At 75.0% G+C, this 24,076-nt stretch carries 12 protein-coding genes; 8 read left to right on the top strand and 4 right to left on the bottom strand.

The window, feature by feature from the left end; translation table 11 throughout:
* Positions 1–404: 404 nt before the first annotated feature.
* Positions 405–2,141, top strand: coding sequence for an ATP-binding cassette domain-containing protein (locus ACFV5H_RS16740; protein ID WP_385195434.1), 1,737 nt, complete (start codon positions 405–407; stop codon positions 2,139–2,141).
* A gap of 42 nt (positions 2,142–2,183) precedes the next feature.
* Here the strand turns inward: ACFV5H_RS16740 and ACFV5H_RS16745 are convergent, their stop codons facing one another.
* Positions 2,184–2,780 carry a LuxR C-terminal-related transcriptional regulator gene (locus ACFV5H_RS16745; protein ID WP_385055705.1) on the bottom strand — a complete coding sequence of 199 codons (597 nt, stop codon included), beginning with the start codon at positions 2,778–2,780 and terminating at the stop codon, positions 2,184–2,186.
* A 586-nt stretch (positions 2,781–3,366) separates the two neighbouring features.
* On the opposite strand from ACFV5H_RS16745, the gene ACFV5H_RS16750 reads away from it, so the two are divergent.
* From ACFV5H_RS16750 to ACFV5H_RS16770, 5 genes are all read left to right on the top strand, one after another.
* The gene (locus ACFV5H_RS16750) at positions 3,367–4,236 is read left to right on the top strand and encodes a DUF4132 domain-containing protein (RefSeq protein WP_385195437.1); all 870 of its coding nucleotides are present in this window, start codon (positions 3,367–3,369) and stop codon (positions 4,234–4,236) included.
* A 41-nt stretch (positions 4,237–4,277) separates the two neighbouring features.
* Positions 4,278–9,290 (top strand): DNA-binding protein, encoded by a 5,013-nt coding sequence (locus ACFV5H_RS16755; protein ID WP_385195439.1) that lies wholly within the window; start codon positions 4,278–4,280, stop codon positions 9,288–9,290.
* Between the two features lie 65 nt (positions 9,291–9,355).
* On the top strand, positions 9,356–13,000 hold the full coding sequence (locus ACFV5H_RS16760; protein ID WP_385195441.1) for a DUF5682 family protein: 3,645 nt from the start codon (positions 9,356–9,358) through the stop codon (positions 12,998–13,000).
* Entirely contained in the window at positions 12,997–15,153 is a 2,157-nt protein-coding gene (locus tag ACFV5H_RS16765; RefSeq protein WP_385195444.1) for a hypothetical protein, read from the top strand. The genes ACFV5H_RS16760 and ACFV5H_RS16765 overlap by 4 nt, the downstream gene beginning before the upstream one ends.
* Before the next feature lie 152 nt (positions 15,154–15,305).
* A complete protein-coding gene (locus ACFV5H_RS16770; RefSeq protein ID WP_385195446.1) occupies positions 15,306–17,360 on the top strand; it encodes a phosphocholine-specific phospholipase C in 2,055 nt (684 codons plus the stop codon).
* Between the two features lie 25 nt (positions 17,361–17,385).
* On the opposite strand, the gene ACFV5H_RS16775 is transcribed toward ACFV5H_RS16770, so the two are convergent.
* Positions 17,386–18,372, bottom strand: a complete 987-nt coding sequence (locus ACFV5H_RS16775; protein WP_385055687.1) for a hypothetical protein — start codon at positions 18,370–18,372, stop codon at positions 17,386–17,388.
* Entirely contained in the window at positions 18,369–19,166 is a 798-nt protein-coding gene (locus ACFV5H_RS16780) for a phosphatase PAP2 family protein (protein ID WP_385195449.1), read from the bottom strand. The genes ACFV5H_RS16775 and ACFV5H_RS16780 overlap by 4 nt, the downstream gene beginning before the upstream one ends.
* Positions 19,167–19,325: 159 nt before the next feature.
* On the opposite strand from ACFV5H_RS16780, the gene ACFV5H_RS16785 reads away from it, so the two are divergent.
* On the top strand, positions 19,326–19,940 hold the full coding sequence (locus tag ACFV5H_RS16785) for a TetR/AcrR family transcriptional regulator C-terminal ligand-binding domain-containing protein (RefSeq protein ID WP_385055681.1): 615 nt from the start codon (positions 19,326–19,328) through the stop codon (positions 19,938–19,940).
* 140 nt (positions 19,941–20,080) lie between these two features.
* Here ACFV5H_RS16785 and ACFV5H_RS16790 read toward each other — a convergent pair whose 3' ends face one another.
* Positions 20,081–21,091, bottom strand: a complete 1,011-nt coding sequence (locus ACFV5H_RS16790) for a DUF2510 domain-containing protein (RefSeq protein WP_385195452.1) — start codon at positions 21,089–21,091, stop codon at positions 20,081–20,083.
* A 263-nt stretch (positions 21,092–21,354) separates the two neighbouring features.
* On the opposite strand from ACFV5H_RS16790, the gene ACFV5H_RS16795 reads away from it, so the two are divergent.
* Positions 21,355–24,075, top strand: coding sequence for an ATP-binding protein (locus tag ACFV5H_RS16795; RefSeq protein WP_385195455.1), 2,721 nt, complete (start codon positions 21,355–21,357; stop codon positions 24,073–24,075).
* The last annotated feature ends 1 nt before the right edge of the window (position 24,076 follow it).

Here is a 24,076-nt window from a genome sequence, read left to right on the forward strand (position 1 = left end):
CGCCGGAGCGGGTGCGCGGGGTACGGGCGGTGGGTTTGGGGCGTTGCGCCGTATTGCGCCGTCCGCCCGCCGTTTCCCCGCTTTGGGCACTGAGGCCGCGGTACCGCGTGCGGGCACCGCACACCGGTCCGAGCCCGAGGAGGCGCGGCGGTGACGCGCGGCGCCGGAGCGGGTGCGCGGGGTACGGGCGGTGGGTTTGGGGCGTTGCGCCGTATTGCGCCGTCCGCCCGCCGTTTCCCCGCTTTGGGCACTGAGGCTGTGGCACCGGGTGCGAGCACCGTGTGTCGGTCCCGGCCCGAGGGGGCGCGGCGGTGACGCGCGGCACGGGGGCGCGGGGTACGGGTGACGGGTCCGGGGCGTTGCGTCGTACCGCGCCGCCCGCCCGTCGTTTCCTCGCACGTCGCATGGGCGTGTCGGCGCGGCTCGCGCTCTGGTCGTTCGTCGAGACCGGGCAGGCGTTCCTCGTGGGCTACGGCGTCGCCCACGCCGTCGACCAAGGGTTCCTCGCCGGTGATGTGCGCCGGGGGCTGTCGTGGCTCGCGGTCGCGCTGGTCGCCGTACTGTTCGGTGCCCCGGTGATCCGGGGCGTGTTCACCCAGCTCGCCGGGCTGACGGAGCCGCTGCGCGACGGCCTGGTGCGGCGCGCGGTCGACCGGTCCCTGGCCCGGGCCGTCCTGGGCGGGGCCGGTGGGACGGACCGGGCGGCCGTCTCCCGGCTGACGAACCAGGTCGAGATCGCCCGGGACAGCTTCGCCGGTCTCGTCCTGACCCTGCGGTCCTTCGTCTTCACCGCCGCCGGGGCGCTGCTGGGACTGTTGTTGCTGCACCCCGCCCTCCTCGTGGTGGTGCTGCCACCGCTGACGGGCGGCCTGGTGCTGTTCCTGGTGACGCTGCGGCCCATGGCGGCGGCTCAGCGACGCGCCCTGGCGGCCGACGAGGCGCTGGGTGACCACGCGGCCCGGTCACGGGCGGCGTTGCGGGACCTGACGGCCTGCGGAACCGGGCCCGAGGCGGCGCGGCGCGGCGCGGAGCTGGTCGACGGGGCCGCTGCGGCGGCCCGTGTCCTGGCAGGCTGGGCGGCGGTGCGCACGGCGGCGCTCGGCGTCTCGGGCCAGCTGCCCGTCCTCGCGCTGCTGCTGGCGGTGCCGTGGCTGCGCGGGCGAGGAGTGACGGCGGGCGCGCTGCTGGGTGCCTTCACCTATCTCGTCCAGTCGCTGCTGCCCGCCCTGCACACGCTGATGACCGCGCTCGGTGCGGCGGGGGCCCGGCTGCTGGTCGTCCTCGACCGGATCATCGGCCCGGAGCCGGAGCCGGAGCCGGAGCCGGAGCCGGAGCCGGCAGGAGTGAAGGCGTCGGCGGCCGGGCGCCACGCGCGGCCGGAGCCCGCGCACCCGGCCGCGCACGGCGGACCGGCCGCGGCGGTGGAGCTGCGGTCCGTGACCCTGTCCTACGGCGCCCGCGCCGAACCGGTCCTCGACTCGCTCGACCTGTGCGTCGCCCCGGGAGAGCACCTCGCCGTCGTCGGACCGAGCGGCATCGGCAAGTCGACGCTCACCCGCCTGGTCGCGGGGACGCTCGCGCCGAGCGGCGGCGAGGTACGGGTGGCCGGCCGGGAGGTGACCGGGCGCGCCCCCGCCGAACTCGCCGCGCTGCGCGTGCTGGTGCCCCAGGAGGCGTACGTCTTCTCCGGGACCGTGGGTGACAACCTCGCGTACCTGCGTCCGGACGCGGACCGCGCGGACCTCGACGCCGCCGTCGGGGCCCTCGGTCTGCGGCCGCTGGTCGAGCGCCTGGGCGGGCTCGACGCACCGGTGCGGCCCGCCGGACTGTCCCCGGGCGAACGGCAGCTCGTCGCGCTCGCACGCGCCTACCTGGCCCCCGCGCCCCTGCTGCTGCTCGACGAGGCCACCTGCCACCTCGATCCGGCGTCCGAGGCGCGCGCGGAGGAGGCCCTCGCACGGCGCCCGGGAACGCTGCTGGTGGTGGCGCACCGCTTGTCGTCGGCCGTCCGCGCCGACCGGGTACTGGTGCTGGACGGGACGGAGGCGGTGTGCGGCACGCACGAGGAGGTGCTGGAACGCTCGCCGCTCTACCGTGACCTGACGGGCCACTGGAACGCCGACCCGGCCCGGGAGCCCTGACCGGGGCCGGCCCAGGTCAGGGCGGGGTCACCGCACGGCCCGTCACGTCCATCCGGCGTTCTGGACGATGCGTATCGCGTCGACCCGGTTGCGGGCGCCCACCTTCCGGATCGCCGTGGCCATGTAGTTGCGGACGGTGCCCCGGGACAGGTGCAGACGGGCCGCGATCTCGGCCATCGGCGCCCCCTGGGAGGCGAGGGACAGCACGCTCAGCTCGCGGGTGGTCAGCGGCATCTCCGCGCCCTCCAGCAGGGCGACCGTGAGCGTCTGGTCGAGGAAACGTTCCCCCTTGGCGACCGTGTGCACCGCCGTGATCAGCCGGTGCGCCGGGGCGTTCTTGTCGACCAGCCCGAGAGCACCGCCGTCGAACGCCCGGCGGAGGATCCCCGGCCGCTTGGCGGTCGTCAGCACGACGAGCCGGTCCCCGCGCCGGGCGGGGAAAGGCGCGTCGTGCGCCTGCCCCGCCCCCCACAGGCAGTCGCCGTCCACGACCCACACGTCCGTCGGCGACACGTCGCGATCCGGCGGTCCGGCGCCGGGTGACATGGACGAGACCTCCAGCGCGGCATCGGACCTGAGCAGTTGCACCAACGCCGACCGCAGTAATTCCTCGTCGTGCACCACGACAGTACGAACCATCTCCCCCACCTCTTGTCAGCGGCTGCGCCCGCGGCAGCCGACCACGCCCCTCCCGCGCCACGTGCCGTGTGCCCTGATCCACCCCGGAACAACACGACACGTACGCACGTGCGAACCACACCGGACGTAATCCGCCGTTCCCAGTGCCCCTCGGGGAGTCGGACGGTCGTGCCCGCCCGGCCGAAAACGACGGAGCCACACGCCCTCCGGCGGGCGGTGTCCGCCCCCGCGGAACCCGGCGATCGGCCGTCACGCCCACGCCGGCGGTCCCGTTGCCCTGGTTACGACGGCACACCACCGGCCGGAGCGGCCGTACCACGCCGGGCGGGAGGGACCGGGCAGCGGGTTAGCCCCGTCCGGGGTTCGGCTGGAAACAGTCATCGTCCAATCTGGCGCGAATCCCACCGCCCGTCCGGACGGACCGCGCTGCCCGAGGCCTCCCCGCCGACTCGGCCCGGAGCGGGCGCCGGTGGACTGTCGGTGGGTGCCTCTAGTCTTTCGACCGTCGTCACAGCGAGGCACGCCGATCAGGCCGTCGCCGGGCGAGCTGTGCCGAATTCCGAGTGGTGGGAGGGGCGAGTAACCCATGGGCTGGCTGGCAGCGGGTGACACGTACGAAGTCGCTCTGGTGGAGGGCAGGGTGGTGGCGCGGTCCATATCGGGACCGTCCCCGGCGAAGCAGGTGAGAACTCTGCCGGAAGAGATACGGGACCGCCCCGAAGTACAGGAACTCCAGCGGTTCGCCGAGTGGCTGGAGCGGCACGCGGCCGAGTGCGCCGCACAGGTCGACACCTGGATGGTCTCCTCGCTGCCGGTGCCGGCCGCTCTGCTGGCCCGGCTCTGGCCCGACGAGGCATGGCGGTCAGCGCTGCGCGACATCGTCGTCGTCGGTGACGGCCCCGACGAGACCGGCTTCCTGCGCGACGCGGACGACTCGGGTGAGCTGCGGGTGGTCGACCTCGACGGAGAGACCGTCCGCATGGCCCCCCGCACGGTGACCATGCCCCACCCCGTCCTCCTCCCGGACCTGGAGGAACTCCGCACGTTCGCCGCCGAATTGGGTGTGACACAGGGCGTCGAGCAGATCCACCGCGCCACCTGGCACAAGCCCGCCGGCATCGACGGGTCCGCCGACTCGGTCCGCGAGTTCGCCGGCGCCGAGTACCGCTCGTGGTTCCACCTCTCCTCCCGTATCACGTCCCTCGGCTACAAGGTCTCCGGCAGCAGCGCCGTCGACCGGATCCTGGACGGCGGGCGCGTCGTCACCGCCTCGGTCGGCATGAGCGATCCCTACACCGAGGAGAAGGCCTGGACCGGCGGCCTCAGCTGGAGCGACGAGGACGGCTACCGCAGCCTGCCGCTGACCGAAGTCGGCCCCGTCGCCTGGTCCGAGGGCATGCGCATGGCCGCGGCCCTGCACGCCGGCCGCACCGTGACCGAGGACGGCGCCGCGTGAACGGCACCACGGCAGCGCACACCCAGGAAAGGCACGCACTCATGAACGACCCGACGACACGCGACGGCGCGCCGGCGGACCCGGAGGAACTGCTGCGCGCCGGTGCGGTGCTGCCGCCGGGCACCAGCGGGGCGGGCGACCGGGCCGTGCCCATGTACACCCAGGCCTACCGCCATCCGGGCCTGGAGGGCAGGATCGTCGTACGCCTCACCACCGAGGAGCGGACCGAGGGCCCGCGCACCGGTTTCCTCGGCCTCGAGCCAGAGGGCGAGCCGGTGGAGGTCGGTCTCGGCCGGCCCCGGGCCCTGGGCTTCCCCGACTGGGTGCTGGTCCACCACCCCTCGGACGGTCACCTCGCCATGTCCCTGGTCGAGGAGATGAACAAGGTGGCGCGGAAGGCGAGATCGAGCCCGAAGCGGGCCCGCGCCACCTACGAGTCGATCGGCGAACGGCTCGCGGGGTCCGTACCGCACTTCCTGCCGACCTTCTACGAGCAGGCCGGCCGGGTCTTCCTGGCCGCCGACGAGAAGGCGTACGCGTCCCAGATGTTCGTCAACGCGCGCAAGGCCGAGACGGCCCACGCGCTGCCGTTCGACGAGGCGCGCATGGACGCCGTGTTCCTGGAGTTCGCCCTCGCCGACGCCATGCCGACGAAGGTCCTCTCCAGCTACGCCAAGGGACTGATCTCCCGGGTCCCGGCCGCGACGGCGTTCCGGCACCTGCGCGGACTGTTCGTCCGGCTGGCGGCGCACGGGCTGCCTCCGTCGAGTCCGGGTGCGGCCGAACTGCGCAAACTGGCGAAGGCGGTCGCGGGCAGGAACGCGCAGGCGGAGGAGATGGCCCATCTGCGCGAGATGCTGACGCTGCCCGGCACCCTCAAGGCGCCGCCCGCCTGGTGGAAGGCGCACCGGCAGGCCCTGCTGGAACTGACCCGGCGGGAGCCCGCCGTCCGCGGCACCCTGTTGGGCCTCATGCCCGCGGAGTGGGAGGGCGAGGACCTGTCCCAGTGGCTGGACCTGCTGGAGAAGTCCGGCGCCACCGCCGGGCTCTGCGATGCCGCGCTGCCCGCCGAGGTACGGTCCCCCGACGGCACGGCCGGGTGGACCCGCAGGTTCTTCTCCCTGTGCCGGGTCGACCACCGGCGTCTCGCCCCGCCGGAGCTCGCTCCGCTCGTCGACCGCATGGCCGACGCGCTGCGTGCCGAACTGCACGCCACCGGGGGCACGTTGCCGCCCCCGGTCAGCGACGTGAACCTCCTCGACCAGCTCCTGTCGTTGCGCGTACCGGTGGCGGAACCACAGGACGGGCAGCAGCTCGGCCTGACCGACTGGGCCGCCTGCGACAACCGGCGCGACCTCGTCGCGCTGGAGGCCGACACCCGCTTCCGCCCCGCGTTCCGGGGCGGCTGCCCCGAGGACGACCGGGGGAACCACAAGGAGACCGTCCTCACCCTGGCCGAGTCCCCCGGCGGTCGGCCCATGCTCGCCGAATGGGTGGGCGAGGTCAGCCGGAGGTACCTCACCGCCGAACTGCCCGCGTTCTCCGGCTACTCCGGTGTGCTGCGCACACTGGACTGGCTGCCGGGAGAGGTGCTGGCGGTCGCCGAGGAGGCGGTACGGGACGCGCTGAGCACCGGGACCGCCCCCGCGCTCGCCCGCACGCTGCGCACCGGCGTCCTCGACGAACTGGGCTGGCCCGCCTGGGAGGAGGCGCTCCCGCCCTGTGAACCGGAGCAGCGAGCCCCGAAGGTCCGGGTCGTCGACGCCTGGCCGTACCTCGTCGTCATGGTCGGCACCCGGATCCGGGTGATCGGCCCGGAGGGCACGGTGCTCACCCACGAGATGCGGCTCCCGCCGGACATGACGGACCGGTTGTGGCGCGTCAGCTGTGAGTACGTGGACGGCGAACTGCTCGTCTGGTGGGACTCGTACGCCACCGGCACCGAGGGCTACTGGAGCCACAGCCCGGACCCGTCGCCGATACCCGTCGGAGGGTACCTCCACAGCGACAGTGAGGCGGGCGGACGCGACGCGGACCGGCTCCTCGTCTCCCTCCCGCTGCCCGGGGGCGGACGGACCACCGGCCACGGCGTGCTGCGCCGCGGGGGCACGGTGGTCTGGGCGAGGCGGCAGGTGATCGGCGACGGGACGTCGTACTGGGTATGGGCCTCCCAGGGGGCCGAGGACAGGCAGTGCACCTGGCGCGCGTACGACCCGGCCGACGACACCGTGGGCGAGCCCGGGACACCGGAGTGGTTCGGCGGGGGGCCGGGCACCGGCTCCGAGGACCACCTCCTGCAGAACTCCTGGCTGCGGCCGGCCCCCACCGCCGTACCGGGCCCGGTGTGCGCCCCCGTGGACGGGCTCCTCGGCTGGCGTCTGACGAAGCTGCCGGACGGCCGGCTGCGGGGCGAGGACCTCGCCGGACGCTCGGTCGTCGTACCGGACGACGGCAAGGACACGTTCCCCCGGCACGCGCTGCGATTCCCCGGCACCGAACGGACGTTGGCCGTGATCGGGCACTGGAACGGTGTCCGGCTGCTCGACCCGGACGGCACGGTGCTCGCCGAGGTCCCGGAGAACCGGACGCACGGGCACTTCAGCGCGGGCACCGCGCTGCTGCCGCCCCTGCCCCACTGGCACCAGCTCCGGCCCCGCGACCCGCAGGGCTCCGCGGCGCTCCGCCGGCTCGACGAGGACACCGCGCGGGCACTGCTGACCGGGGCCGTGGCGGAGCGGCCGCGGAACGCCGGGAAGCCGGACGAGCCGATCGGGGACGACCAGGACCTGGTGCCCGGGCTGGTCCGGAAGCTGCTGCCGGAGGTCGGCCACGAGGCGCTGCGGGCGGGCATCACCGGCATCGTGCGGTACGCCGCCGAGCAGCAGCGCGTCCTGGAGGCGGCGCTCACCCGGCTCGACTCCGCGATCGCCGGGGAGGTCCCGCGGGAGCCACGGCCCAAGGTGGGCGACGAAGTGCTCGGGACGGCGCTGAACGGCGTCGGACTCACCATCGGCTGGCGCCGCCGGTTCTACGACTTCCACCACCACCTCTACGACCTGCCGGACCTGCTGGGCCGCTCCCTGCGGGGCCAGGCCGAACCGGCTCCCACGGGCCGGACCCACCTCGACATGGACAGCCGGAGATCCCTGGAGTGCCTGCACATCCCGGCGCTGCCCGTACTGCCCGCGGTCCTGGCCCTGAGGGCCGGTTCGGAGGCCGTCGTGGAGGAGCACCGGAAGGCGCTGGACGCGTACCTGGAGGAGCTCGACGCACAGGGGCTCACGGACCTGGATCCCGGGCACTGGCGGGGGGTCCGGCTGCGGCTGGACCAGAGCCTGTTCGAGGGACCCGACGCCATCCAGGGGTACGGGGACGCGACCGTGCTCGACCTCGGCGACGGCGCGTTCCTGGTCTTCCCCGAGCACGCGTTCCGCTTCCTCCAGGACCGGGACCCCGGCGGCGAGTCCACCGGCCGGCACTACGGAGCGCTCTTCCACGACCCGTCCGGCCGGTTCGAGACACCCGCGCCGTACACCCTGATCGACGCAGGACCGCTCGTGCCGGAGCCGACGCGGCCGCCCGGCTGGGCCGCGGCGTTCCGCGCCGAGCTCGCCGGGCGCGGACCGGCGCCCTGGTTCCCGGCGGCGGCCGAGGAGTTCGCGCGGCTCACCGGCGTCACCCCGACCATGGCCCGGCTGGTGGTCGCCGGCCTGCCCATGATCGACGACGAGCGTGTGGCGGTGCCCTCGGCGACGCTGAGGACGATCGGTGTGAAGTCGGCCGACGCGCGCGTGGCCAAGGACGAGCTGAGGTCCCTCGACGCGGACGCCCGGCAGGCCGTCGTCGCGGCGCTGCTGCCCGCCGACCCGTCCCGGCTGTGGACGGACGGCCCCGACGCCGTCCGCGCGGCCGAGGTGTGGAACGAGCGGCTCGGCCGGCGCACACCCCTCCCCGAGGAACTGCTCCACGACGCGGTCCGCGACGTGGTCTCCCCGGGCTGGGCGCCGGCCGCGGCACTGCGCGGCTTCCTCGACGTGACCGCCGAGCCCCGGCTGTCCCAGGACCTCACCTGGAGGATCGGCCCCTACCGCCCGGAGAGCACCGAGCGGATGCCCGGTTTCGACGGCGCGGTCCTGAAGGGCTCGGTGGCCCTGGCCGCATGGCTCGCCCACCGTCTCCCGGCCGGCGACCCGATCCGCGCCACCCTGCCCGGCGTACTCACCGCGCTGCGCGACCGGCTGGCCCATCCCGGCCTGCTGATCGAGGTCGACCGGCGGATCGACTGGGAGGCGTTCCGGCGGGCCGCCGGAGAACCCACCGAGACCGGCGACGACTTCGTACGCCACGGCGCGGTCGTGCTGGGCACCGGGAGGTCCGAACCCGTCCCCGCCATCCGTCCCGCGCTGCTGGACGCGACCGGCAACGACCCCCATCTGACCGCCCTGTTCACCGGCGAGCGGCCCAACGCCCAGGAAACGGCGCTGCGTCTGGTCCACGACCGGCGGTTCGCCGAGCTGCTCGCCGATCCCGGCAACCCGGTGGCGGGCGAACGCGACGCGGACGGGACGTGGTGGCCGCAGGACCCCGCCCGGTCCGTACCCGACCTCGTCACGGAGGTCGCCGAACGGTACGGCATCGGCGAGGACGCCGCCGTCCTCCACCTGATGCTGCTCGCCCTGCCGGACCCCACCGACCGCAACACCGCGCGCTGGACCGGCTGGGGCAAGCAGCGCGGCGGAACGGCCAGACTCCGGGCCGCCCGGGCCGAACTCGCCGCCACCGACCTCGTCATCGAGGGCAACCGCTCCAAGGCCGGACGCTCCCTGTTCCTGCCCGGCGGCTGGACCCAGCTCACCAACCCGCACCTCCCGCTGGAGCGGTGGAAGCTGCCGATGTACGACCTGCTCGACGGTGAGAGCCCCGTCCTGGGCGTCGCCGTGCCCACCCTGCCCGTCGCCGCGCTCTACCGCGAGGCCTGGCGGCGGGTCCAGGACGGGGACGAGCCCCAGCTGGAGGAACTGGAGGTGCCGCGACCGCGGAAGAGCCGTCGCTGAGTTCCGTCCCGAAGGGGGACGGCCGTCCCGTACGGCCGTCCCCGCCGAACCGCCCACCTGGACCCATGACCGCGAGAGCAGAGGTGGCCGCCCTGGCGGCCCGTACGGAGCCGTACCTGATCGGCGTACGGCACCACAGTCCCGCACTGGCCGTCGCCGTGCCCCGGCTGCTGGACGCCGCGGGCGCCGAGGCCGTCTGCGTCGAACTGCCGGCCGACTTCCGGCCCTGGCTGCCGTACCTCTCCGATCCGCGCACCACGGCGCCGGTGGCCCTGGCCGGCGCGTACGAGGACGGACGGCTGAGCCTGTACCCCCTCGCCGACTTCTCCCCGGAACTGGCGGCGATCCGCTGGGCGCGGGACCGGGGCGCGGAGGTGATCTGCTGCGACCTGCCCCTCACGGCACCGGAGTGGACGGCCGCCCCGGCGGCGGCCGCCCCGGCGGCGGCCGGGCCGGAAGCGGCCGGGCCGGAAGCGGCCGGGCCGGAAGCGGCCGGAGTGGACGCGGACGACCTGTGGGACCGCACCGTGGAAGTGCTCGCACCCGGCAGCGCTCCCGACGCCGTGCGCCGCGCCGCCCTCGGCTTCGGCCTGGCCGTGCGCCGGGACCGGGCGGCCCACGGCGGCATCGCGGCCGTCGACCTCGCCCGGGAGGCACACATGCGCCGGGCCGTCGCCGCGGCCGGGGCCGGCGAACGCCGGGTCGCGGCGGTGACCGGTGCCTTCCACGCGCCCGCACTGACCGACGAGGGCGGGGACACGGCCGTGGGGGAGGCGGCCGGCGCGGGCTCCCCGGTCGTCACCTCCCTCGTGCCGTACGCCTTCGCCCTGCTGGACCCCCGCTCCGGATACCCGGCCGGCATCCGCGACCCGCGCTGGCAGCAGGCGGTGCTCGACGCCGGTGGCGACCCCGGCCGGATACGCGACGCGGCCGCCCGCGTCGTCACCGAACTGTGCCGGGAGATCCGTGCGGCCGGCCACACCGCGGGCACCGGCGAGGCGATCGAGACCCTACGACTGGCCTGCGACCTCGGCAGCCTGCGCGGCCTGGCGGCACCCGGCCGGGGCGAACTGCTGGAGGCGGTGACGTCCGTACTGGGCCAGGGGGGACCACCACCCGGCCGGGTCCTGGAGACGGTGCTGGTCGGCACGGGCCGCGGCCGGCTCGCCCCCGGCACACCCCGGTCCGGTCTCGGCCCCTGGGTGGAGGCGGAACTCGCCTCGCTCCGGCTGCCGGGGCCGGGCGGTACCGGCCACCGGGAGGTCCGGCTCTCGCCGTCGCGCTCCGCCCTCGACGCCCGCCGCGAGATCCTGCTCCAGCGGCTCAAGGAGTGCGGGGTGGGCTACGCGGAGCCGGTCGAGGTGTCCGCCGTGGGGGAGGGGAGCGCCCTCACCACACGGTGGCGGGCGGCCTGGACCCCGTCGGTCGCGGCCCGGCTCGACCTGGTGGGCGTCAGAGGGGTCACCGCCGCCCAGGCGGCCGAGGGCACCCTGCGCGAGAACCACCGCAGGGCGACGGAGTCCGGCGGAGTCACCCCGGCGCGGGTCGTCGACCTGCTGGGGGCAGCGGCCCGGTGCGCCCTGCCGGACCTGGTCGGCGACTGTCTCACGCAGGCCGCGCGGGTCCTGCCCGCGGCGGCCACGCTTCCCGAACTGCTGCGGTGCATGGACCTGTTGGAGTCGATACGCCGGGAACACCTGCCCGGCACCACCGGGCGGACACGCCTCCGGGCGGCGGCGCTCCGCGACCTCCTGCTGGAAGCCGCCGTCCGTGCCCTGCCCGGGCTGGCCGGCAGCGACGGGACGGAGGACGCCGTCGCCCTCGTGACCCTGGCCGTCCGCGGCGGTGAGGAACGGCTCGGGCTGCGCCTGGACGGCGAGTTGTACGCGCTCGCGCGCACCGGTTCCCCACTTGTCCAGGGAGCGGCCCTGGCCGCCCGGGTACTGCTCGACCTCGACGGCTCGGAGCTGCTGGGCAGGAGACTCGCCGACTGGATCGACTCGGCGACGGCACCGGAGACCCGGCACCGGCTGGAGCGTCGGCTCGCCGGTCTGCTCGTCGCCGCCGGACCGCTGATCGCGTCCCTGCCCACCTCCCTCGATCCGCTGCTGGAGCGCGTCGAGTCCCTGGACGACCGGGGTTTCCTCGACCGGCTTCCCGCGCTGCGCGGCGGTTTCCGGGCGCTCACCCCGGACGGACGCGGGCGACTGCTGACGGCCGTGACCGACCGGCTCTGCGCCCGGCCCGACCTCCGGCTCACCACGCCCGCCGAGACGGCCGGCCGGTGGGCCGAGGCCGACCACGAAGGGCTGGCCCTGCTGAGGGAACTGGGCCTGGCGGACCTGGTGACCCCTTTGCCCACGGACGGCCCGGCCTTGGAAGGTCCGGTCCTGGACGGTTCGACCCTGGACGGTCCGGCCCTGGAAGGTTCCGCCCCGGACGCTCCGGCCCCGGATGGCCCCGCCCCGGACGCCCCCGTCCCGGACGGGCAGACGTCCGCGGCGAGAGGTCGGTGGCCCGCCCGGGGCGCGGAGCCCGGTACCTCACGCCTCGGCCCCGCCGACCGCTGGCGGCTGCTGCTCGGCCGCGACACGGCGAAACTCCCCCCGGAGCTGGTGCCGTACGCCCGTGCTCTGGACGAACTGTTCGGAGCGGAGGGGCCGACCGGGGACGAGGGCACGGACGGCGGCGCGGAGGAGGCGGGGCAGGCGGTCCCGGACCACGGCGGTGACACGGACGAGCTCACCGCGGGCCAGGGCCCGGGTTACCCCAGTGTCCGGCACTGGGCCGAGGACCTCGAAGCGCTCTTCGGCGCGGACATCCGGGAGGAAGTCCTGGGACGCGCCGCGGCCAAGGGCCGTACGGATGTGATCGACCACCTCGACCCGGACTCGGTACGCCCTTCCGTGGAACTGCTGTCCGCCGTACTGTCGCTCGCCAGGGGAATGCCCGAACAGCGGATCGCCCGCCTCCGGCCGCTGGTCAAACGGCTGGTCGAGGAACTCGCCCGGGAACTCGCCACCAGGCTGCGCCCCACGCTGACCGGCCTCACCACCCCGCGCCCCTCCCGGCGCCCCGGCGGCCGGCTCGACCTGCCCCGTACCCTGCGGGCCAACCTCGTCCACAGCCGCCGCCTGGAGGACGGCACCGTCCGGATCGTCCCCGAGCGGCCGGTCTTCAGGACCCGCGCCGCCAAGCGGAGCGACTGGCGGCTGATCCTCGTCGTCGACGTGTCCGCGTCCATGGAGTCCTCGGTCGTCTGGTCGGCGCTGACCGCCGCCGTACTCGGCGGTGCGCCCATGCTCTGCGCCCACTTCCTCACCTTCAGCACGCGGGTCGTCGACCTCACCGACCGGATCGACGACCCGCTCTCCCTGCTGCTCGAGGTGAAGGTCGGCGGCGGTACCCGCATCGCGGCCGGTCTCGCGCACGCCCGCACACTGGTGACGGTGCCGAACCGCACCCTGATGGTGGTCGTCAGCGACTTCGAGGAGGGCGGCGCGGTCGACGGTCTGCTGACCGAGGTCAGGTCCCTGGTCTCCTCCGGTGTCCACCTGCTGGGCTGCGCCGCCCTGAACGGCGACGGAACCCCCCGCTACTCGGTACCGGTCGCGCGGCAACTCGTCGCGGCCGGAATGCCGGTGGCCGCCCTCAGTCCCCTCTCGCTCGCCCGCTGGGTGGGCGAGCGCCTCCGCGGAGCGACCCGATGAGCCGTTCCTCACTTCCGCCCGTCGCGCCGGAGGTGTTCGCCTCCGCGGTGGAGAGCCTCACCACGAGGCTCCGCGGCAGACTGGACGCGGCCCTCGAGGCCCTGGCCGTCGCACCGGTCACCACCGAGGACGGCACCGTCCGCGTCCGCTGCGGCGAGGACGCCCGGGTGACCCTGACCCCCGGCCCGTCCGGCACCGTCACCGCCCCCGGCCAGGCCCACTGCACCTGCTTCCTGGCCCCACGCTGCCTGCACCTGGCGGCGGTACTGGGCGCCTGCCCGGTCGCCGACGCGACACCCACGGCCGACGCGGACGGCCCGGCGGACCGGGCCCGGCCCGCGGATGCGGGCCGGACACCGGCTTCGGACCCGGCCGCCGATACGACGCCCGCGGCCGACGCGGACGGCCCGGCGCGGTCCACCGGGCGGGCCCGGCTCGCAGGTTCGGCACAGGGCCCCGCTGAGACCGACGGCTCGCACGGAGCGCCGGGGCAGGGCCGGGGCGCCGATGCCGGCCCTCGTACCGGCGCGGATCACCGGCCCGCCTCCGGTCGTCCCGCTGACGACGGTCGCCGGCCCGCCCCCGGTCGTCCCGGCGACGTGGACTCTCCGCCGGTTCCGGTCCGGTCCACCGGGAGGGGCCGGGGCGCGGGCCCGGGGCAGGACCGGGCCGCCGACGCCGGCCGTCGTACCGGCGCGGACAGCACGGCCGCCCCCGGCCGTCCCGGTGCCGGGACGGAGCCGCTCGCCGGTTCGGGGCGTGTCCCCTCCGCCGACCGGATACGGGCGGCCTCCGGGCTCTGGACGGCGGCGGCGGCCGTGCTGTCCGCCGGGACCGCCGGGGCCGGAGCGGTCCTTCAGGCGGAGTTGCTGCGTGCCGCCCACACCGCCCGTCTCGCGGGTCTCCACCGTGCGGAGGCCGCCGCCCTGGACGTCGTACGCCACCTGCGTGACGAGCGTGACCCGCACGGTCCCCGCGCTCTCGCCGCGCTGGTCGACGCCCTGCGCGAACTCCTCCTCGTCACCCACCGGTTGAGGTCCGCCGACCCCGACCCGGCGCTCATCGGCGCCGTCCGCCGCCACCACCGCCCCGACGGACCGCTGCGGCTGTACGGCGTCTGCCGCGAACCGGTGATCGGGCCGGGCGGCCTCGGCGGGGTGGTCACCCACCTCGTCGACGACGACGGTCACGCGTACACGCTCCCCGACGTCAAGCCCGGCGGCCCCGCCCGCGCCCGCCGGGCCGGTACCGCCCACGTCGCCCTCCGGTCCTTCCTGAGCGACCACTTCCGGGTGTCCCGCGGCGGCCTGATCGTCACCGGAGCGGTCGTCGCCCCGGACGGCCGCCTGCTGCCGGAACCGGGCGTCCGCGCCACCTTCGCCGCCGGACGGCCCTGGCCCCCGTCGGACCCGGACCCCGACGGAGCCGGGCCCACCGGGTCACTGATCCTCCGCGACGTGGAGATCGCCGCCACCGACGGCGAGGACCTGCTGGTCCGCGTACTGCCGGGGCGGGCGGACGGACCGGTCCGGCTGGCCCCCGCACTCCGTCATCCCTCTCTCGCCCACACCGCGAACCTGCGGCGCCTGGGCGAGTACCCCGGGCTGCGGATCCGGGTCGTCGGACGCCCCGACCCCGACCGGGTGACCACCCTCCGCCCGCTCGCCGTCGCCCCGGTACCCGGCACGGAGGCGACCCTGCGCCTGCCGGACGGCTGGCAGGGCCGTGCCGATCTCGGCTACGACCGCCTCCGGGACGACCACTTCCCGGCGGACCCTCCCGCTCCGCCCGAACCGGTCCCCGCCGGTCCCGTGGACGACTCGCCGCTCCGGCGCGTCCGCCGGCTGGTCGAACTGGCCGTCGCCGGGGGACGCCGGGCCGTCGCCGAACCCGCGCGCGGCGACGACCTGCGCGGCCACGCCGCCGCGCTGCGCCGCGACGGATTCGTCACCGGTGCGGCCCTGGCCGCCGCGCTCGGCGCGGTGGCCGCCGACCGTGCCCGTGACGCGTTCGGCCGCCTCGACGGGGGCGGTCCCGACCGGTACACGGCCCAGTGGCTCGCCACGGCCGTGTACCTCACCGGCACCGAGGCGGCGCTGCGCCGGGACAACCGGCTCGGCCACTCACCGGGGCCATCCGGGTCCGTACGGTGATCCGGGGCGGTTCACGACGCGTCGCCGCACCTCACGTACCGACGACCTTCACGTCCGCGCCACGGCGTCCTTCCCCGACGTCCGCTGCTCCTGGAACACTCCTTTCGCGCGCACCCCCTCAGCATCCGGCACCGTACGAGAGGCCCTCATCCATGCCCGAAGTCAACCGGCGCCGATTCCTCCAACTCACGGGCGCCACCACGGCGTTCAGCGCGCTGTCCGCCAGCATCGAGCGGGCCGCCGCGCTCCCGGCCCACCACCGCTCGGGGTCGATCGAGGACGTCGAGCACATCGTCGTCCTCATGCAGGAGAACCGCTCCTTCGATCACTACTTCGGCAGTCTGCGCGGCGTCCGCGGCTTCGGCGACCCGCACCCGGTGAGCCTGGACGACGGCAGGCCGGTGTGGCACCAGACCAAGAGCGACGGCACGGAGGTCCTGCCCTTCCGCCCGGAGGCCGACGACCTCGGCATGCGGTTCCTGGAAGGGCTGCCGCACGGCTGGTCCGACGGCCAGGACGCCTACCACAACGGCAAGTACGACCGCTGGCTGCCCGCCAAGGGCACCACCACCATGGCGTACCTGACCCGCGAGGACATCCCCTTCCACTACGCGCTCGCCGACACCTTCACCGTCTGCGACGCCTACCACTGCTCCTTCATCGGCTCCACCGACCCCAACCGCTACTACCTGTGGTCGGGCCACACCGGCAACGACGGCCGGGGCGGCGGCCCGGTCCTCGGCAACGACGAACTCGGCTACGACTGGACGACGTACCCCGAGCGGCTGGAGGAGGCCGGGATCTCCTGGAAGATCTACCAGGACATCGGCGACGGCCTGGACGCGGCCGGTCACTGGGGCTGGATCCCCGACGCCTACCGCGGCAACTACGGCGACAACTCCCTGCTGTACTTCAACAAGTACCGTAACGCCGAGCCGGGCGACCCCTTGTACGACAAGGCCCGCACCGGCACCGACGCGAAGAACGGCGAGGGTTACTTCGACCGGCTCCGCGCCGACGTCAGGGCCGGACGGCTGCCGCAGATCTCCTGGATCGCCGCCCCCGAGGCCTTCTCCGAGCACTCCAACTGGCCGTCGAACTACGGCGCCTGGTACATCTCCCAGGTCCTGGACGCGCTCACCTCCAACCCGGCCGTCTGGGCGAGGACCGCCCTGTTCATCACGTACGACGAGAACGACGGCTTCTTCGACCACGTGGTGCCGCCGCTGCCGCCGAAGTCGGCCGCGCAGGGCCGGTCCACCGTCGACGTCTCCCTGGACGTCTTCGAGGGCAGCGGCACCCACCGCGAGGGCTTCTACGGGCTCGGCCCGCGCGTGCCGATGCTGGTGGTCTCACCGTGGAGCAAGGGCGGGTACGTCTGCTCGGAGACGTTCGACCACACCTCGGTCATCCGGTTCATGGAGCGCCGCTTCGGTGTGCGCGAGCCGGGTATCTCGCCGTGGCGGCGCGCGATCTGCGGCGACCTGACCAGTGCCTTCGACTTCTCCCGCAGGGACAGCCGGCCGGCCCGGCTGCCGGACACCGACGCCTACGAACCGCCGGACCGCGACCGTCATCCCGACTACCGGCCCACGCCGCCGGCCGATGCCGGCATGCCCCGTCAGGAGCGTGGGTCGCGCCCGGCCCGTCCGCTGAAGTACGCCCCGGTGGTGGACGGTTCCGTCGACCCGGCGGCCGGAAGGTTCACGCTGACCTTCGCCTCCGGTGCCCGGGCGGGTGCCGCCTTCCTGGTCACGTCCGGCAACCGGGCCGACGGTCCCTGGACCTACACGACCGAGGCCGGCAAGGAGATGTCGGACAGCTGGAACTCGGCGTACTCCGGGGGGTCGTACGACCTGACCGTGCACGGTCCGAACGGGTTCCTCCGCGTCTTCCGGGGGTCGAACGGGGGTGTGGGGTGTGAGGTCACCGCTCGCCACACCGGCGATGACGTTCGGCTGACGTTCGTCAACGGGGGTCCGGGTGCCGTCCGGCTGCGGCTGGCCGACGGCTACGGCGGCCGCCCCACGACCGTCACCGTCCGGCCCGGTGCCACCGTGCACCGTACCGTCGACCTGCGTGCGAGCCACCGCTGGTACGACCTGACGGTCACGTCCGCGGCCGAGCCGGCGTTCCTGCGCCGCTTCGCGGGACACGTCGAGAACGGCCGGCCGGGCGTCAGCGACCCGGCGATCGCCACGGACTGACCGGTGTTCGGAGAGGCGGGGGGTGTTACGCAGCCCGGCGTTCGCGGGGTGCCGCCGCGCCCACCCGTGCCGCCCCAGCGGCACGACTGCCCGCAGTGACGACCGGGGGGTCCTCCACGGAGCTCCGCTGCCGCACCGCGGGAGCGTTCACATGGGCCGGGGCGGCCGGCGCCGGTGGGGCCACGGGCGCTCCCGCCGGGTGGGGCGTCGCCCGGCTCAGCAGCAGCACGCCCCGGGCGGCGAGCGCCGCGCCGGTCAGGGCGAGCAGGATGCCCGCCGGGCCGGCGCGGAGGCGTTCGCCGAGGAGGGAGAGGCCGATCACCGCGGCCGCCAGCGGGTTCGTCAGGGTGACCACCGCGAGCGGGGCGCCCAGACCGCCCCGGTAGGCGGTCTGCGACAGCAGCAGTCCGCCGGCCGCGAAGGCGGCCACCAGCAGCGCCACCACGACCACCTGCGCGCTCAGCAGAGGGCCGGACCGGTCCGTCACCGCGACCGTCACGGTCTGGGTGAGCGCCGAGGCCACCCCGGAGGCGATGCCCGACGCGGTCGCGTGCCGCAGACCGGGCCGGGACCCCGGCCGTGACAGCAGGCCGATCAGCGACGCCGTACCGCCCGCGACGACCAGCGCCTCGGGCACGCTCAGCGCGTCGTCGGGAGCCGGCCCGGACGCCGTCACCAGCACCGCCGCCAGACCGGCGAGAGTGAACGCCGTACCCCGCCACTCGGCCGCGCTCACCGGCCGCCCCGCGATCCGGGCCCCCATGGGCACCGCCGCGACCAGGGTGAGGGCGCCGAGCGGCTGGACCACGGTGAGCGGGCCGTACTTGAGCGCGGCCACATGGAGCAGCGCGGCCGAGGCGTTCAGCGAAACCGCCCACCACCAGGCGCCGTCGGCCAGCAGCCGCAGCGTGCCGGAGGACCGGGAGGCCAGCCGTTCCTGGGCCACCGCGGCGGCGGCGTAGGCGACGGCGGAGACGAGGGACAGCAGGACGGCCACGACGACGGCGCTCATCGGCCCGCCCCCGCGAGCGCCCGGTCCCGCGCCGGCACGTGGCGGGCCCGTATCCGTCCCGTCCCCGTCGCCGTGTGCCGCGGCGGGCGCAGCACCGCGAGCGCGAGGCCCAGCAGCGCCGCCGCCACGAGCGCGTCCAGCCAGAAGTGGTTCGCCGTCCCCACGACGACCAGCAGCGTCACCAGCGGGTGCAGCAGCCACAGCCACCGCCACCACGCGCGCGTGGCGACGACCAGGCCGACCGCCACCATCAGCGCCCACCCGAAGTGCAGCGAGGGCATCGCCGCGAACTGGTTCGACAGCCGGTCGGTCCCCGGCGGGCCGTACACCGACGGCCCGTACACCCGCGCGGTGTCCACCAGCCCTGTGGCGGTGAGCATCCGCGGCGGGGCGAGCGGGAACGTCAGATGCAGCACCAGCGCGGCGGCGGTGACCGCCGCCAGGATCCGGCGCGCCCAGACGTAGTGGGCCGGGCGGCGCAGATAGAGCCAGACCAGGAAGGCCGCGGTGGCCGGGAAGTGGACGGCCGCGTAGTAGGTGTTCGCGAGGTGCGCCGGCCCGTCGCCGTGCAGCAGCAGGGACTGCACCGCGCCCTCGCCGGGCAGGTGGAGCGCGCGCTCCAGGTCCCACACCTCGTGGCCGTTGCGGTACGCCTCGCCGGTGTGGCCGGTCGCCAGTCGCCGCCCGAGCTTGTAGACGAGGAAGAGTCCCGCCACCAGCAGGAGTTCACGGACGAGCGGCGGACGCGCCGGCGCGTCGGACCCCGCGGGTCCAGGCTCCTTGCGGCCATTCATCCCCCGGCCCTTTCTGTCGTGGTGCAGACGGTGCGCGCGGGTACCGACTCTCATCGATACGGGTTCGTACCGATACGCCAGTGTACCGATACGGTCGCGTACCGGTACACTGGCGTATCGATGATGTACGCCTCACTCGAAGGACAAGGAGCCGAGCCGATGACGCCGCAGGACGCGGACCGACCCGGGCCGGCCGGAACCTCGCGCCGCTCCAAGATCACCCCGGAGCGTGAGCGGGAGTTCTTCGACGCCGTGCTGGACCGGATCCGGGAGTGCGGCTACGACGCCGTGAGCATGGAGGGCATCGCCGCCAGCACGCGGTGCAGCAAGTCCACGCTGTACCGGCAGTGGCGGACCAAGCCGCAGTTCGTCGCCGCCGCCCTGCGCTCCAACCGGCAGACGCGGTTCGCCCGCATCGACACCGGCACCCTCGCCGGGGACCTGCGCGAGGCGGCGCGGTGCGCGGGGGAGTGGTCGCCGAAGGACACCACGCTGCTCCAGGCGCTCGGGCACGCGGTCATCCAGGACCGGGAACTGGCGCAGGCGCTGCGCGAGGCACTGGTCGACCCGGAGATCGGCGCGCTGGAGGAGATCCTGCGGCGCGGCGTCGAGCGCGGGGAGGTCGCCGCCGGGAACCCGGCGCTGGAGTACGTCCCGGCGCAGCTCTTCGGTGTGCTGCGGGTCCGGCCCATCCTGGAGGGCCGCAACGCGGACGCGGAGTATCTGCTCCGGTTCGTCGAGGCCGCCGTACTGCCGGCCCTCGGCCTCGAATGAGACGCAGGCCGCCGTCGACGGGATGACCGTACGGCGGCCTGACCGCGCCGCACCGTGGGGACGGGGGCGGCGCTCACCCCGGCCGGGTGGGACACCTCTTGAGCGGAGGGGTGCCCCACCCGGCCGTCAGGTGCGGGGGGTCAGACGTCCTGCCCGTCGCCGCCGCCCGAGGACACCTCGATGCCCTCGGTGATCTCGTCGAGGACGGACTGCTTCTGGTCGGTGTCCACCCCGAAACGGACCACGACGAGCTGCTGCGGCTGCGCGGGGGACGGGAAGGCCAGCGACTGGACGTACCCGTCGGAGCCCTCGCTGGTGACCGCCTTCCAGCGCACCAGATAGCCCTTCTGCCCGGCCACGGTCACGGCCTTGGACGCGAGGACGTCGTGCGAGGTGATCTTCCCGTAGGCCTCACCGCCGTAGCTCTCCTCGGCGTTGGCGGAGATGTCGGCCTTGGCGACCTCCTCGGCGGTGGAGCCCTTGGTGCCGAACGCCAGGGCCGGCGCCGAGTACACCCCGCCCTTGGTGCAGGTCTTGGAGGTGTCGCCGGGACAGTCGTACGAGTTCTCCGACGTCACCGCGGCACCCACCTCCGACTCCTGGCCGTACCAGCCGTCCGGGATGGGCAGACTGATGCCGCTCAGCGCGTCGGTCACCGACCCGCTCTCGATCCTCGGCGCCTCGGACCCGTCCGGCGCCGGCTCCTCACCACCGGAGCCACCGGAGCCACCGGAACCGCCCGAACCCCCGGAACCACCGGAGTCCCCGTCCTGCCCGCCGGAGTCACCGAACGGCCCGCCGTCCCGTCCGCCCGGTCCCTGCGAGGTCGTGGTGGAGCCGCCCCCGCCGTCGTCCGTGAGCGCGTACACGCCCACACCGATGCTCGCCAGGACGGCGACGGCCGCCGCCACGGCTATCCCGTTCCGCACCCGCCGCCCCCGCCCGGGCGGCGCCGGAGCGGGATACGCCGGGTAGGCCGGATACGCCGGCCCGCCCGCGCCGCCCGGCGCCGGGGGACCCCAGGCGGCGGCCGGCCCCACCGGACGGACCTGCTCCGTCCAGGCCCTGCCGTCCCACCAGCGCTCGGTGGCCGGCCCCTCATTCGTCTGCCCGGGGTCGGGGTACCACCCGGGAGGAGTCACCTGCGTCATGCCCATACCGTATGAGGCCTCGGTGAAAGCCGGATGAGAGAGCCCCGTCACACCCCCGCCGCGCCCGCCCCGGAGATTGTCATCTCCCCGCCCCTTGACAGGAGTTGACCATCAGGACGCCTGGTGAGGGGCGGAACGCGTCGACCCGGCGGGGCCGTGTCACCCGTCACGGCAACACGTGGCGCGAGCGGGCACCGCTGCGGCGGCGGGGGGACTACGCTCAAGGTCTGTACGTCATTCGGGCGACTCGGGGAGGTAGCGGGATGACGGAGGTACGGCCCCCGGCCGCCGCCTCGGCCGGCCTGTGGGAGCGCGACGAGGAGGTCGCCGCCATCACACGGGCCGTCGACACCCTGTGCGCGGACCGCTCCTCACCGGGCGGCCTGCTGGTGCTCCGGGGCGAGGCCGGACTCGGCAAGACCGCGCTGCTCGCCGAGACCCGCCGCATCGCCGAACGGCGCGGCTGCACCGTGTGGTCGGCCCGCGGCGGCGAGACCCTGCGCACCGTCCCCTTCAACGTCGTACGCCAGCTCCTCCAGCCCGCGCTGGTGTCGATGCTGCCGGAGGAGGCCCGCGAGTACCTCGGCGACTGGTACGACATCGCCGGCCCCGCCCTCGGCATAGCCGACCCCGGCGAGGGACACGCCGACCCGCAGGGCGTGTGCGAGGGACTGGTCGCCGCCGTGAGCCGGCTGGCCCGCCGGGACTGGCCGCTGGTCCTGCTGATCGACGACGCGCACTGGGCCGACCAGGAGACCCTGCGCTGGCTCGCCTCCTTCGCCGAACGCCTGGCGGACCTGTCCGTCCTCGTCGTGGTCGCCCGCCGGTCCGGCGAGATCTCCGGAGCCGGCGCCCGGTACCTGGACGCCGTCGCCGCCGCGGCCGACCATCCCGTCACCACCCTCAGCCTCCTCACCCCGGAGGCCGCGGCCGGACTCACCCGCGCCACCCTGGGGGATCACGCCGACGCCGCGTTCTGCCGCGAGGTCTGGGCCGTCACCGGCGGCAACCCCTACGAGACCGTCGAACTCCTCGCCAAGGTCCAGGACAGCGAACTCGAACCCGTCGAGGCCCACGCCGGCGAACTGCGCGACCTGAACCGCTCCGCCCGCGGCGGCGGACTCGTCGCCCGCCTGGAACAACTCGGCATAGACGCCACCCGGTTCGCCTGGGCCGCCGCCATCCTCGGCAACGACATCACCGTCGGCCTGGTGGCCCGGCTCGCCACCCTGGACGTCGACGACGCCGCCCGCTGCGCCGAACTCCTGCGCAGCGCCCGCATCCTCACCGCCCCCGACCCGTCCGCCACGGGCCGCACCACCCCCGCCGACCTCGAGTTCGTCCACCCCCTGATCGCCACCGCCGTCTACAACTCCATCCCCGACGCGCTGCGCCGCGCCATGCACGGCATCGCCGCCCGGATCGTCACCGACTCCGGACGCGGTGCCGCCGCGGCCGCCCGCCACCTCCTCGAAGTGCACCCGGACGACGACGGGGAACTCGTCTGGCAACTGCGCGAGGCCGCCCGCGAACACCTCGCCGTCGGCGCCCCGGACGCCGCCCGCCGCTGCCTGGAACGCGCCCTGGAGGAACCGCCCCGCCCCGAGGTCCACGCACAGGTCCTCTACGAACTGGGCTGCGCCACCTTCCTCACCGCACCCGCCCGCACCATCGGCCATCTGCGTGCCGCCCTCGGCATGTCCGGCCTGGACGGCGACCGCCGGGTGGACGCCGTGGTCCGCCTCTCCCAGGCGCTGCTCCACAACGACCAGTTGGAGGAGGCCGTCCGCACGGTCGAGGCGGAAACAGCCCGGCTCGAACCCGGCCCCGCACAACTGCGGCTGCGGACCGTGCAGTTCATGTGGGAGGGCATCCACGCCGGCGAGGCCGCCTCCCCCGGCCGCTCCGAGCGGCTGGCCGAACTCGCCGCCACCTGCACAGGCCGGGACAACTCCGAACGCGCGCTGCTCATCGTGCGCGGCTTCGACGCCATGATGCGCGGCGAGAACGCCGAGGAGATCGTGGAGATCTGCGACCGCGCCCTCGTCAACGGCCGCCTCGCCCCCGGCCTCGGCTGGACCGACCCCGAGTGGGGCATCGAGCTGCTGCTGATGCTGGCCGACGCCTATGCCTACACCGACCGCCTGGACCGTGCCGAGAGCCTCTACCACGAGGGTCTGAACGCCTACGAGACGGCGGGCTGGAGCGGGGGTCACCTGGTCCTGGCGCACGCCTACGTGGGCCTCGGGCACCGCAGGCGGGGCCGGCTGCCGGAGGCCGAGGCGTCCCTGCGCGAGTCCCTGCGCCTCGCCGAACGCGTCGGCCGCGGACTGCCCCTGTACTGGACGGCCACCTGCAACCTCGTCGAGACCCTGCTCGCCCGCGGCCGGGCCGACGAGGCCTGGGAGGTGGCCGAACGGCACGGCTTCGCACCGCCCTACCCGTCCACCATCGTGCTGCCCGACCCGCGTTCCGTACGCGGCCGGCTGCTGCTGGCCGTCGGCCGCACCAAGGACGGCATCAACGAGCTCGAGGCGGCCGAGAAGGCGGCCGTCGCCCGCGGTCACCACAACCCCGTGCACGTCTTCGCGACCGCCGACCTCGCCCGCGCCCTCGCCGGCGAGGACCCGGCCCGCGCCGCCCGGCTGGCCGTCGACGTCCGCCGGCGGGCCGAACGCCTCGGCACGGACACCGCCATAGGGGAGGCCCTGCGCGTCGCCGCCGCCCTGGAGACCGGCCAGCGCGCGGTCCGCCTCGCCGCCCGGGCGGTCACCTACCTGGAGTCCTCCCCCTGCCAGTACGAACACGCCGCGGCCCGCGTCGAGTACGGCATCCTCGCCCGTTCCGTCCCCGACCTCGAACGCGGCCTCGCCCTGGCCCGCTCCTGCGGCGCGGACGGCCTGGTGGAGCGGGCCGGACAGGAACTCGGGACGGGCGTGGGACCGCGCCAGGGGGTGTCGTTCGGGTCAGGCCCACTCCAGTGAG

This window comes from Streptomyces sp. NPDC059787, from assembly GCF_042732315.1.
Taxonomy (GTDB): Bacteria; Actinomycetota; Actinomycetes; order Streptomycetales; family Streptomycetaceae; genus Streptomyces; species Streptomyces atrovirens.

Bases quoted from the DNA above. Each gene is read 5' to 3' on its own strand.
- ACFV5H_RS16740 (WP_385195434.1), top strand. From the start codon at position 405: ATGGGCGTGTCGGCGCGGCTCGCGCTCTGGTCGTTCGTCGAGACCGGG.
- ACFV5H_RS16745 (WP_385055705.1), bottom strand. From the start codon at position 2,780: ATGGTTCGTACTGTCGTGGTGCACGACGAGGAATTACTGCGGTCGGCG.
- ACFV5H_RS16750 (WP_385195437.1), top strand. From the start codon at position 3,367: ATGGGCTGGCTGGCAGCGGGTGACACGTACGAAGTCGCTCTGGTGGAG.
- ACFV5H_RS16755 (WP_385195439.1), top strand. From the start codon at position 4,278: ATGAACGACCCGACGACACGCGACGGCGCGCCGGCGGACCCGGAGGAA.
- ACFV5H_RS16760 (WP_385195441.1), top strand. From the start codon at position 9,356: ATGACCGCGAGAGCAGAGGTGGCCGCCCTGGCGGCCCGTACGGAGCCG.
- ACFV5H_RS16765 (WP_385195444.1), top strand. From the start codon at position 12,997: ATGAGCCGTTCCTCACTTCCGCCCGTCGCGCCGGAGGTGTTCGCCTCC.
- ACFV5H_RS16770 (WP_385195446.1), top strand. From the start codon at position 15,306: ATGCCCGAAGTCAACCGGCGCCGATTCCTCCAACTCACGGGCGCCACC.
- ACFV5H_RS16775 (WP_385055687.1), bottom strand. From the start codon at position 18,372: ATGAGCGCCGTCGTCGTGGCCGTCCTGCTGTCCCTCGTCTCCGCCGTC.
- ACFV5H_RS16780 (WP_385195449.1), bottom strand. From the start codon at position 19,166: ATGAATGGCCGCAAGGAGCCTGGACCCGCGGGGTCCGACGCGCCGGCG.
- ACFV5H_RS16785 (WP_385055681.1), top strand. From the start codon at position 19,326: ATGACGCCGCAGGACGCGGACCGACCCGGGCCGGCCGGAACCTCGCGC.
- ACFV5H_RS16790 (WP_385195452.1), bottom strand. From the start codon at position 21,091: ATGACGCAGGTGACTCCTCCCGGGTGGTACCCCGACCCCGGGCAGACG.
- ACFV5H_RS16795 (WP_385195455.1), top strand. From the start codon at position 21,355: ATGACGGAGGTACGGCCCCCGGCCGCCGCCTCGGCCGGCCTGTGGGAG.